Source organism: Acinetobacter sp. YH16031, from assembly GCF_013417335.1.
Taxonomy (GTDB): domain Bacteria; phylum Pseudomonadota; class Gammaproteobacteria; order Pseudomonadales; family Moraxellaceae; genus Acinetobacter.
Genome location: NZ_VPED01000048.1, coordinates 1 through 11,890, shown reverse-complemented (window position 1 = coordinate 11,890; position 11,890 = coordinate 1). Strand labels below are relative to the sequence as shown.

At 40.2% G+C, this 11,890-nt stretch carries 9 protein-coding genes; 6 read left to right on the top strand and 3 right to left on the bottom strand.

All coding sequences use genetic code 11. The features are described from left to right. Positions 1-473 precede the first annotated feature (473 nt). From FTV31_RS14785 to FTV31_RS14775, 3 genes are read right to left on the bottom strand one after another with little or no spacing between them, the layout of a single operon-like run. The gene (locus tag FTV31_RS14785; RefSeq protein WP_004281858.1) at positions 474-2,303 is read right to left on the bottom strand and encodes a ferrous iron transporter B; all 1,830 of its coding nucleotides are present in this window, start codon (positions 2,301-2,303) and stop codon (positions 474-476) included. Further along, a complete protein-coding gene (locus FTV31_RS14780; RefSeq protein WP_004665962.1) occupies positions 2,293-2,553 on the bottom strand; it encodes a FeoA family protein in 261 nt (86 codons plus the stop codon). Before FTV31_RS14780 ends, FTV31_RS14785 begins: the two co-directional genes overlap by 11 nt. Before the next feature lie 11 nt (positions 2,554-2,564). Further along, positions 2,565-3,845 carry a cation transporter gene (locus tag FTV31_RS14775; protein WP_004910216.1) on the bottom strand — a complete coding sequence of 427 codons (1,281 nt, stop codon included), beginning with the start codon at positions 3,843-3,845 and terminating at the stop codon, positions 2,565-2,567. Between the two features lie 90 nt (positions 3,846-3,935). On the opposite strand from FTV31_RS14775, the gene cadR reads away from it, so the two are divergent. The 6 genes from cadR (at position 3,936) to FTV31_RS14745 (ending at position 11,668) form a co-directional block, all read left to right on the top strand. Then, complete coding sequence (gene cadR, locus FTV31_RS14770; RefSeq protein ID WP_004281856.1) at positions 3,936-4,328, top strand: Cd(II)/Pb(II)-responsive transcriptional regulator; 393 nt, start codon at positions 3,936-3,938, stop codon at positions 4,326-4,328. Between the two features lie 142 nt (positions 4,329-4,470). Beyond that, positions 4,471-4,881, top strand: a complete 411-nt coding sequence (locus FTV31_RS14765) for a hypothetical protein (RefSeq protein ID WP_025465702.1) — start codon at positions 4,471-4,473, stop codon at positions 4,879-4,881. 49 nt (positions 4,882-4,930) lie between these two features. Next, entirely contained in the window at positions 4,931-6,298 is a 1,368-nt protein-coding gene (locus FTV31_RS14760; RefSeq protein ID WP_180015574.1) for a TolC family protein, read from the top strand. Position 6,299: 1 nt separating this feature from the next. Then, positions 6,300-7,535, top strand: coding sequence for an efflux RND transporter periplasmic adaptor subunit (locus tag FTV31_RS14755; RefSeq protein ID WP_005180694.1), 1,236 nt, complete (start codon positions 6,300-6,302; stop codon positions 7,533-7,535). Further along, positions 7,525-10,683 carry an efflux RND transporter permease subunit gene (locus FTV31_RS14750; protein WP_016165560.1) on the top strand — a complete coding sequence of 1,053 codons (3,159 nt, stop codon included), beginning with the start codon at positions 7,525-7,527 and terminating at the stop codon, positions 10,681-10,683. The genes FTV31_RS14755 and FTV31_RS14750 overlap by 11 nt, the downstream gene beginning before the upstream one ends. Before the next feature lie 85 nt (positions 10,684-10,768). Then, positions 10,769-11,668: a cation diffusion facilitator family transporter gene (locus FTV31_RS14745; protein ID WP_026444404.1), complete on the top strand. Its 900-nt coding sequence runs from the start codon at positions 10,769-10,771 to the stop codon at positions 11,666-11,668. Positions 11,669-11,890 lie beyond the last annotated feature (222 nt).

Below are 11,890 nucleotides of genomic sequence, written 5' to 3'. Positions count from 1 at the left end.
GACAAGCATCGTCATTTTATTATGGTCAGCCTCAAGGTGAAGTGTGTCTAATCAACAGGGTTTTCGGTCTCTAAGCACTTTTAAAAAGGAACTTCATCGACTCAAATCTCTATTTGCAACAGTGCCTTCGTGGGTTGGATAATTGCTCGTATTTTTCGATTAGAATCTGGCTCTGCTAGTGCTGTGTCCTTTTCAGCATCATATAGAAATTCATTTGTTATTCTTCCATTAGCTTTTGCAATTCCGGGAAGTATGCCCATAATTCCTGCTGTAATCTTGACTCAGACTATCGTTGAACTATGCTTTTTACCAATCTATATTCGTCTGATACCTCGACTATTCAAAACCTAGAGATTTAAACATTTAAGTAGTTGTTATAGTTAGATAAAAGTATTCAGAAGCCCACGCTTACATCGAGTAATTTAATAAAGGGGGGGGGAGCTAGCTCCCCCCCTCTTTTATTCATTTGCTAATTAAAACTTACTCGCAACTTGATATGTGATGAATGAAAAGATGTAGGCTAATGCAAACAAATAAGTTGCCATAATGATGGGCTGTTTCCAGCTGCCAGTTTCTCGTCTAATTGTTGCTAACGTAGCAAGACAATGGGGAGCAAAAATAAACCATACCAATAATGATAAACCTGTGGCTAACCCCCATCCATCCGGGCCTGAAATTTGACTTAACAGACTTTGAGTTACTGTATCTTCATCACCTGACATCGCATAAATCACCCCAAGAGCAGCAATTACAACTTCCCTTGCTGCCATAGCAGGAATGAGTGCAATACATATTTCCCATGTAAACCCAATAGGCGCAAATATAGGATGAATTAAATGTCCTAACTGACCAGCTAAACTATAGTTAATGGCCGGCATGCTTGCATTATCTGGTGGTTGAGGGAACGTGACTAGCACCCATAACAAGATAGACAGTGCGACGATAATGCCACCAACTCGTTTTAAGAAAATAGTTGCCCTATCATATAAGCCTAATGCAATATTTCTAATATCTGGAATTCGGTATGTGGGAAGTTCAAAAATAAAAATACTTTCAGTTTTATCTTTTCGAACCAATTTCAGAAACACTGAAACTAATAACGCTGAGACTATTCCCGACATATAAAGACCAAAAAGGACTAATCCTTGCAGACTTAACCAGCCGTAGATTAATTGGTTCGGAATAAATGCCGCGATCAATAAAGCATATACTGGCAATCTTGCTGAACAGGTCATCAAGGGTGCAATCATAATTGTTGCTAATCGGTCCCGTTCAGAGCTGATACTTCTGGTTGCCATAATTCCGGGAATCGCACAAGCAAAACTGGATAGCAGAGGAATAAATGAACGGCCGCTAAGCCCGGCTTTAGACATTAATTTATCTAAAAGAAATGCTGCTCGGGGTAAATAGCCTGACTCTTCAAGCATTAAAATGAAGAAGAATAAAATCAAAATCTGAGGCATATATGCAAGCACGCTACCTGCACCAGCAATTACCCCATCCACAACCAAGCTTTTTAATAGAGGATGTTGGATTAGTGGTCCAATAAAATCACTGAGCCATGCGACAAAATTTTCAATGAATTCAATAAAAGGCGTTGCCCATATAAATACCGCCTGGAACATCACAAACATGGTTAAAGTTAAGATTACTAAACCCAATACAGGATGTAGAAAAATTTTATCTAGAAATGCGGTTCTTTTATCACCACTGTCATTATTTAAAATAACTTGTTTGGTGATTTGTTTGACCTGTTCAAAATGACTTAATTCAGAATGATAAGGAGTAATAAAAAGATTTTTTTGATCTAATTGATTAATTAAATCTTGAATTCCTTTTGTTTTAACTGCGACAGCTTCAACTACAGGGATACCTAACAGTTGAGACAGTTTATCCTTATCAATGGAAATACCACGCTTTTTGACCTCATCCATCATATTTAATACAAGAATCATAGGGCGATTTAGAGCACGAACTTCGAGAACCAAGCTCAAATGTAAGCTTAAATTTGTGGCATCTACAACGCATATAAAAATATCGGGTAGAATTTCACCTTTTAGCTCGCCCAAACAAACTGCCCTGGTGACTTCTTCATCTAAACTACTAGGTTTTAAACTGTAAGTTCCGGGTAAGTCCAATACTCGTATTGCATCACCAGAAGGTAATTTAAAAGAACCTTCTTTTCTTTCTACGGTAACCCCAGCATAGTTGGCAACTTTTTGTCGCGTACCAGTAAGCGTATTAAATAAAGAGGTTTTTCCGCAATTTGGATTACCGACTAATGCAATGTTCTTAATCTTCATTGGATACTAACTCTACAAAAATTCTTTCAGCTTCATTCTTTCTTAATGCGAATCTTGAAGTTTCAATTTGAACTAAAACAGGATCTCCGCCAAAAACACCTTTAGCGAGTACTTGTAGAGTTTCACCCTCTCTAAAACCTAATAGTTGGAGCCGTTCCAATACGGGATCAGTGGTATGACTGTATTGATTACCTTTTTTGAGATCTCTAATTTTGACGATCTGATTTTGTTTAACTTGAAATAGATTCATTTTCGATACTCTTACTTCAAAGCCAAAATCTTTCGAGCACCATTAAGCACGAATAAAGAAACCAGGATGCCAATGATTAAGTCTGGGTAAGCTGATCCCGTCCACGCCACGAGTACACCGGCAAATATAACGCCCATATTTACCACAACGTCATTCGCCGAGAAAATCCAACTGGCTTTCATATGTGCGCCATCTTCTCGATGACCAGAAATAAGATATAAGCATGTCACGTTAGCTATAAGTGCGAGCAGGCCAATAACAATCATGAGCGTTGATTCTGGCTCGCTTCCAAACATGAATCGTCTAATGACATCAATAATCACGATGACAGCAAGTAATAACTGAATCCAACCTGCGAAATGGGCTGCTTTCACTTGATATTTCGCAGCTTTTCCGACGGCATATAGCGCAATACCATAAACGGCTGCATCGGCAAACATATCTAGAGAATCAGCAATCAATCCTGTAGACGCAGCAATAATTCCGCTGATGAATTCTATAAAGAACAGTAGAGCATTAATGCCTAATAACAGTTTAAGTACTTTAGCTTGTCTCACAGGATCAGGTTCATTAGGTATATCGCCTGTAGAAAGCTGTGTTTCATCAAGTTTCGCCCCAAAACCCAGTCCTTCAAGTTTGGCCGTAATTTGCTGACTCCCTTCATTATGGAAGACTTTCAGTTTTCGATTGGGAAGATCAAAAGTAAGACCTTTAACTGCTTCAATATCTGCAAGAGCCATACGGACCATTTGCTCTTCAGCAGAGCAATCCATTTTAGGAATGGTATAGGTACTTGTTTGCTTAGCCTGTTGATTGCTTATATAAGTTTCAGTCTTCACAAGCTTTGCACCAAAACCCAAAGCTTCAAGTTTGGTAGTTATATTTTCATCTTTTTGATTATGTAGAACCTTTAAAGACCGGTTAGGTAAATCAAAGATGAGTTTTTGAACACCATCAATTGAAGATAGCGCCATACGAACCATCTGTTCTTCCGCAGAACAATCCATTTTGGGAACTAAGTATTCACTCATGTAGTGCGAATCTTTTAAAACGTTTTCAGTGCTTAAATTTTCTTTGGGATCAGAACCACAACAGGATTGAGCGGTATCTTCACAACTGTTTGAAGTGTTACAGCAAGGAGATGAAGATTTTTCTTCTTCCTCTTCACCACAACAGCTAGGCGTATTATCACAATTCTTTGAATTGCTTGCTTCTGCAATTGATGGATGATTTTCTTGTTGAGATTTCTTATCTTCGCATGGTGTTTCTTTACTACATCCACAGCCACTCATAGTTATACCCATTAAAAAAATTTATAAACTTTGAATATTAGAATCCCTATAGTTACTATAGAGTCAAGATTTTTTGGAAATACCAACTCAATGCATTTAAAAATTGGTGAACTCTCTAAAAAAACCTCATGTTCAGTATTAACAATTAGGTTTTATGAAAAGGAAGGTTTAATTCCGGAACCCGAAAGAACGGAAGGAAATTACCGCCTTTACGATATAGGCTATGTTGAGCGAATTAAGTTTATTTTGAATTGCCGAACTTTAAATATGAGTTTGAATGAAATTCGTCAATTACTCACCTATAAAGATAATCCCAAGAAAAATTGTTCAGATGTGAATGAATTAATTGACTTACATGTCAGTGCTATCAGAGAAAATATAATCAAGCAACAAAAGCTTATTGAACAATTATCTGATTTAAGAGGTACTTGTGATGGCTTATGTACAATTGACCAATGTGGAGTTCTAAAAAATCTAGCTTGATTATCTAGACCTATGCTTTTTTCAAAAATTCTGTATATCTTTACTTAAGGCTGCAAAAAGTTTAAGGTTACTCAAATTCTGTGATCAGATCTTTGATAGATCTGGACAGCTTCTTATTGGTGTTTTAAATACAGATTTGTGTATGAAGAGAAAAACATTTCTAATCCAGATATTGGTACTCTTATTCACATTCCAGAATATTTGGAGTGTGGCAGAGGCTGCGTGTCTGCATGAAATGCCAAACATACCCAATTCAATACTCTCTAATCCAATCGATTTAGACGAAAAGAGTGATAGTCCTAGTCAAGCACTTTATTCCTTAGAAAACTATAAAGAAATCTATGACTATTGTCAGAAGGTTTGTTTTAACGAAAAGTGCAGTCATTTCTCAAATACAATCGTGATTCAGATTGACCCACCCGATGATCTGAAGCTTAAAACTCATTTTGAGACAGTCCTTACACCATCTTATTTGGGAAGAACTTTTTATAAATCCCCTTATCTGAATCAATTAACACCCCCTCCTGATTTGCCCCTACTATTGGTGGGGTAGTCTTATTAAAAGCCCACCACTCCTAATCTCATTATGTGTGGGGCATTTCATGTCAAAAAACAAATTATATCAGGATACTTCTATCCTGAATTTATCCTGGTCAGCATTCCGTACAGGTGTCTTGCTATCAGCAATGATCAGCTTGAGTACTTCTGTAGTCGCCAGTCCTCAAGATTTAACGCTGCGACAAGCCATTGAGCAGGTCAACCAGTATCAAGCGTCCCAAAATTTCTGGGAAACGCAAAACAGCATTAATGCCACGAATCTTCAGCAAAGTAAGCTGTTTAAAAATCCTGAACTGTCAGTTGAACAAACGGGATTTGGTTCAAATAATGAAAAAGAGCTTACCATTGGCATATCACAACCCTTGGATATTTTTGGTGAGCGAAAAGCAAACCAAAAATTAGCCAGTCTCTCTACAGATAAAACAGCACTGAAGCAGAAGATTTATCAAGCGCAAATTGAGCTTGCAGTGAAATATGTATGGTCACAACTGGCCATTGCCGAACTTGAAAGAAACATTGTCAATGAACAACTTCGGGTGAGCGAAGAAAACCTTAAAGCGATCGAGAAGCGCTTTACTGCGGGCGGTATCGCGCAAGTAGATGTGAATCGCGCACGTTTAAGTCATGCTGAAAATATCCGTCTTTTTAGACAGGCCGACTTACAGGTACAAGTGGCCACCCAACAATTATCAAATTTATGGGGAACCTCTGATAAGTCATTGAAGGTAAACCTCTCTTCGCAAAAGCTTTGGCCAAAATCGACTCATGGGCAGGTTCAAGAATATTTAGCGGATAACTACATTGAGAAATATCGGATTTTACAGGTGTTAGAGTCTCAAGCAACGGTTGATCAGCTGAAAGCAAAGTCACGTCCTAATCCTACTTTAAACCTGGGCGTTAACCGCACCCAATCCTTGGATAACTCAACACAAAATCAACTGGTGGTTGGAGTCAGTGTACCGCTCAATATTTTCGATCGTCAGCAAAATGGCATAAAAATCGCGCAAGAAAAAATGAACTTATTAGAGCGTCAGAAAGACTTTTATCTAAAGCAAAATGCGCTGCAAATAGGCACGATCTTAACCGAGTTGCAGGGTTTAGAGCTTCAATTCAAAGTCGTTGACGAGACTCAAATTCCTTTGGCGACTCAAGTTCAAAGTAAAACTTTACAAGGTTTTCTGGCAGGAAAGTTTGCTTTAACCGATGTTCAGCAAGCCACGCTTCAATTACAAGACATCCGTCTACGTAAAGTCCAGTTGTTACGGGAGGGCTGGCAAAAGGCCATCGAAGCAGAAAGTTTAAGCTTAGGCATTAGCCCAAGTGAAGTCATGTCGAAAGATGCTATTGCACAAATCAATCAAAATTTATGGCAAGACATACAGGCCATGCCTGTCATTGGTGGGGGAAATTAACATGTTCGATCTTAAAAACAGCTTAAAAAAACAGAGCGGAAAAATCTCTCAACCCCTACTGATTAGTTTGGTCATCGGCGCTACCGTACTCCTCAGTATTTTCTTGATCTTAACGGGTAAGAATAAATCTGAAACATCAGATGAACATGCCGAGGAAGAAGGGGGAGAAGAACATGGTGGTGAAACCGAAGAGCATGCAGAAGGTGTGAGCCTGACTGCCAAGCAACTGGTGGAACAGGGCATACAATTATCAGCGGTCGATCAAGGCCCGGTGGTTAAATTAAGTTCTTATCCTGCCAAACTGAATGTGAATACTGACCAGCAAGCGCACGTCTCACCGAGTTTTAGTGGTCATGTAGAAAATGTCTATGTAGAACTCGGTCAAAAAGTTCAGAAAGGACAGCCTTTGGCTGCGTTGCTTGTTCCTGATCTAGTTGATCAGCAGGCCAATCTTAAAATTGAACAAACCAACCTTGAACTGGCGAAACAAGACTATGATCGTGAGCGTCAGCTTTGGTCACAGGGCATTTCAGCAAAACAGGACTATCAACGTGCTTATAACAGCTATAAACGGGCACAAATTCAGGTTCAAGCGGCCCAATCACGTTTAAGTGCATTTGGTGCAGTGAATGCCAGTAACGGACGCTATATTTTGAAAGCTCCCATTTCTGGCGTGATCAGTAAAAAGGATTTGGTTCTCGGGGAAAATGTTCAGTTAGCCGATCAACTCTTTACGATAGACCGGTTAGATCAACTCTGGCTTGAGTTTATTGTTCCAAATTCTGAAATTATGGGCTTAGCCCCGAATCAAAAGATCGAATTTAAATCCTTGCAAACGGAAAAGGTCTATCAGGCTGTTATTCAGACTTTAAATACTGAAGCGGATATTCAAACAGGCCGTCTTCAGGTGCGAGCAAAAGTTGAATCGAATGCAACCGAATTACGTCCAAACTTGATGGTAAACGTACAGTTGCAACAACGCAGTGAAAGTACCGCATTACGGGTACTTAAGTCCGCAGTTCAGAATGTCGATGGAAAAGATGTGGTTTTTGTCGCCATTCAGCATGGACAGAAAGTTGAATTCAGTCCGCAACCGGTGAAATTAGGGCAATCGTCTGGGGATAGCCAGTGGATTGAAGTGGTAAATGGGCTTAATCAGGGACAAAAATATGCAGCTCAAGGCAGTTTCTTACTGAAATCTGAGATGGAAAAAGGAGAGGCTTCACATGAGCACTAAAAGCCCTCACATTCCAGACCACGAATCGGTAAAACCTGAAGGGCTGTTTGATCGGCTGATCCAGTTTTCTATCCATAACGCCATTTGGATTATGCTGTTTATTGCAGCCTGGATTGCTATTGGTATTTATAGTTATCAAAAGTTACCGATTGATGCTGTACCGGATATTACCAATACTCAGGTGCAGATTAACACTTCAGCCAATGGCTTTACGGCTTTGGAAATGGAACAGCGGATTACCTATCCCATTGAGAATGCCATGTCAGGCATGCCGAAAATGGAACAAACCCGTTCGATTTCACGCTACGGCTTATCGCAAGTGACCATCATTTTTGAAGATGGCACGGATATTTACTGGGCCAGACAGCTTATCAACCAGCGCTTGCAAGAAGCAATGGGAGAAATGCCTGAAGATGTGCAACCTAACATGTCGCCTATTTCGACAGGTTTAGGTGAAATCTATCAATGGGTGATTAAAGCCGAACCAAATGCTAAAAAGCCGGATGGAACCCCTTATTCGGCGATGGATTTACGTGAAATTCAGGATTGGATTGTAAGACCGCAATTACAGCGCGTAAAAGGCGTTGCTGAGATCAACAGTATCGGTGGCTTTAATAAAACCTATGTGGTTGCCCCTGATCTGAACCGATTGCAACAATTGCAAATTCCTTTGTCTGATTTACAAACTGCCTTAACAGAGAATAATGAAAACCGTGGTGCTGGCTATATTGAGAAAAATGGACAACAGCTAACGGTTCGTGTTCCCGGCACTTTAAACACGATTGAAGATATCCAGAACATCAGTATTGCCAATAAAAACGGCTATCCGATTCGGGTGGCAGATGTCGCCAATGTCTCAATTGGTCATGACTTAAGAACAGGGGCTGCAACCTATAATGGTGAAGAAACTGTATTGGGTATTGCCATGATGATGATGGGAGAAAATAGCCGTACCGTTGCTCAAGCCATTGATGAAAAGGTGCAATCGATCCAGCAATCGCTACCTAAAGGTGTGGTGATTGAGACTGTGTATGACCGTACGCATTTGGTTGATCGGGCGATCAAAACCGTTCAGAAAAATTTGATTGAGGGTGCAATCCTCGTCATTGTTATTTTATTTCTCTTTCTAGGTAATTTCCGTGCTGCGCTGATCACGGCTTGCGTTATTCCACTGTCAATGCTGTTTACCTTGACGGGAATGGCAGAGCAGAAGATTAGTGCAAATCTGATGAGTTTAGGGGCACTGGACTTCGGTATTATTATTGATGGTGCAGTGGTTATTGTAGAAAACTGTATCCGTCGGCTAGCAGAAGCTCAGAAGCTGAAAGGTGGTTTACTTAGCCGTTCTGAAAGATTTAAAGAAGTCTTCTTGGCTGCAAAACAGGCGCGTCGTCCTCTGATTTTTGGACAGTTAATTATTTTGGTGGTTTATCTACCTATCTTTACCCTGACGGGTGTAGAAGCCAAACTTTTCCATCCTATGGCAATGACTGTTGTACTGGCTTTAATTGGGGCCATGATTTTATCTGTCACTTTTGTGCCAGCCGCAGTTGCCCTATTTGTCACTGGAGAAGTCAAGGAAACCGAAAGTCGCTGGATGCATTGGCTTAAAACCAAATATGAACTGCTTTTAGATAAAGCCTATGAGCTTCGTTTATTTGTGACTATTGTGGCTGCCTGTATTTTAGTGCTTACGGGCGTGCTAGCCACTCAAACAGGTAGCGAGTTTGCACCTCAACTGGGTGAAGGTGATTTTGCTGTTCAGCAAATGCGTTCCCCAAGTACAGGGTTAGAACAGTCACTGAGAATGCAGGAAAATACTGAAAAGTTACTGTTGAAAGAATTTCCTGAAATTAAAGCGATCTTTGCCCGTACCGGTACAGCAGAAGTGGCCACAGATGTTATGCCACCCAACATTTCAGATGGCGTGGTACTGTTAAAACCTCATGATGAATGGCCTGATCCAAAACAAACGATTGATGAGCTTCGCCAAAGAATGATTACTTTCTTAGCGACATTGCCGGGAAATAACAGTGAGTTCTCGCAACCCATTGAACTGCGCTTTAACGAGTTAATTTCAGGGGTGCGAAGTGATGTGGGTGTCAAATTATTTGGTGATGACATGGAGATTCTAAATCGCGAAGCGAATAAAATTTCTCAAAAAATTAACTCAATTTCAGGCGCGACAGCCGTTAATGTAGAACAGACCAGTGGCTTACCCTTGTTGAATGTAGAGGTGGATAAGTCCAGAGCTGCACAATATGGCTTGTCGGTAAGAGCAATTCAGGATCTGGTAGCTACAAGTGTCGGTGGCCAGAATGTTGGAACAATTTTACAGGGAGACAAGCGTTTTGATTTTGTCATCCGTCTAGATGAATCCCAGCGTAGTCCTGAACAGTTAGCGGTACTTCCTATTCAATTGCCGAATGGTGGTTTAGTCCAACTGCAAGATGTGGCACGCGTTGAAAATATCCTGGGTATTAATCAGGTCAGCCGTGAAAATGGTAAACGTCGAGTGGTTATTACTGCAAATGTAGAAGGACGTGATTTAGGCTCATTCGTAACAGAGCTTCAGAGCACGTTATCCAAACAGGAATTACCAAGCGGTTATTGGATAGATTATGGCGGTCAATTTCAAAATCTGATGTCTGCAAAAGCGCGTATGCAATTGGTGGTTCCGCTCGCATTGTTGACGATCTTTATTTTATTGATGGCTGTATTCCATAATATCAAAGAAAGCTTACTGGTCTTTAGTGGTGTACCGTTTGCCTTATGTGGAGGCTTAATCGCGTTGTGGTTGCGTGACATTCCATTATCCATGTCAGCAGGGGTTGGCTTCATTGCACTATCGGGGGTGGCTGTACTGAATGGCTTAGTCATGCTTACCTTTATCAAAGAGTTGCGACAACAATATGACCTTTATTATGCAACGTGGCAGGGTGCAATTTTGCGTCTTAGACCTGTGCTGATGACAGCTTGTGTGGCGTCCCTTGGGTTTGTCCCGATGGCTTTGGCAACCGGAACTGGGGCAGAAGTACAGAGACCTTTAGCAACAGTGGTTATTGGAGGAATTATCTCCTCTACCCTGCTTACATTGGTTTTATTGCCCGTACTGTACCGCTGGATGAATGAAAAGAAAGCTTCTTAATCCATTAGATTAAGCAATTTTTAGCAGAGATATTGAGCCTGTCTCAAGTATCTCTGCTAATCATGGATTGAATAAGGAAAATTTTATGTCAGAACATCATGATCATAGCCATGCGGTTGTTACTGAAGGAAATAGTAAGAAATTAATGTTTGCTTTGGGTTTAACGACTACTTTTTTAATAGTAGAAGTTGTCGCTGCTTTTATTACCCAAAGTTTAGCATTACTGTCTGATGCCGCTCACATGTTTACTGATGTAGCCGCATTAGCTATTGCTCTTGCTGCTATCAAAATTGGTAAAAAAGCCGCAGATGATAAAAGAACTTTTGGCTATCAGCGATTCGAAATTTTAGCGGCTCTGTTTAATGCAGTGATGCTTTTTGTAGTGGCGATATATATCGTCTATGAAGCTTACCAACGTTTTACGAATCCTGCTGAAATTCAAAGTATTGGAATGATGATTGTCGCAGTCATTGGTTTGGTCATAAATTTGATTTCAATGAAAATCCTTTCTGCGAGTGCTGAAGGAAGTCTAAATGTGAAAGGCGCATATTTAGAAGTTCTTAGTGATGCACTGGGATCGATAGGCGTGATTATCGGAGGAGTGGTCATTTATTTTACCCAGTGGATGTGGGTAGATACCTTAATCGCTGTGTTAATTGGCTTCTGGGTCTTACCTCGAACTTGGGTTTTATTAAAACAAAGTATCCATATTTTGCTTGAAGGGGTTCCTGATGAGATTGATATTGAGTCGTTAAGAAATGATTTATTGATGCTAGAGGGTGTTGAAGGGATTCATCAGTTGAAAGTCTGGGCTATATCTTCAAAAAACATTCATTTAACTGCTCATTTAGTTGCTCCTAATAGCAATCCAGATCAGCTCTATCAAAAGGCCTTAGACGTTCTAAAACATAATCATAGTATTACTGAAATTACGTTACAAATAGAAAGTACGGAATGTAATACATTGGAACAGCATAAACATTAAAGTGCTGCTCTTTCTACATAATGGACAGATGACTAGGCTGATAAACCTTACCATTTTCCTGTATTACACTTCTATTTATCACACGCACTTTAAACGGCACTGTTGCAAATAACCACGAATGGTAAGCTGAAGACTGTTTTAGCTAAAGGTGCAGCATATGAATCCTTTCCATGGTCGGCATTTTCAGGGCGAAATCATTCTTTGGGCTGTGCGCTGGTATTG

Coding starts and splice junctions, on each gene's coding strand:
- FTV31_RS14785 (WP_004281858.1), bottom strand. CDS start 2,303: ATGAAGATTAAGAACATTGCATTAGTCGGTAATCCAAATTGCGGAAAA.
- FTV31_RS14780 (WP_004665962.1), bottom strand. CDS start 2,553: ATGAATCTATTTCAAGTTAAACAAAATCAGATCGTCAAAATTAGAGAT.
- FTV31_RS14775 (WP_004910216.1), bottom strand. CDS start 3,845: ATGAGTGGCTGTGGATGTAGTAAAGAAACACCATGCGAAGATAAGAAA.
- cadR (WP_004281856.1), top strand. CDS start 3,936: ATGCATTTAAAAATTGGTGAACTCTCTAAAAAAACCTCATGTTCAGTA.
- FTV31_RS14765 (WP_025465702.1), top strand. CDS start 4,471: ATGAAGAGAAAAACATTTCTAATCCAGATATTGGTACTCTTATTCACA.
- FTV31_RS14760 (WP_180015574.1), top strand. CDS start 4,931: ATGTCAAAAAACAAATTATATCAGGATACTTCTATCCTGAATTTATCC.
- FTV31_RS14755 (WP_005180694.1), top strand. CDS start 6,300: ATGTTCGATCTTAAAAACAGCTTAAAAAAACAGAGCGGAAAAATCTCT.
- FTV31_RS14750 (WP_016165560.1), top strand. CDS start 7,525: ATGAGCACTAAAAGCCCTCACATTCCAGACCACGAATCGGTAAAACCT.
- FTV31_RS14745 (WP_026444404.1), top strand. CDS start 10,769: ATGTCAGAACATCATGATCATAGCCATGCGGTTGTTACTGAAGGAAAT.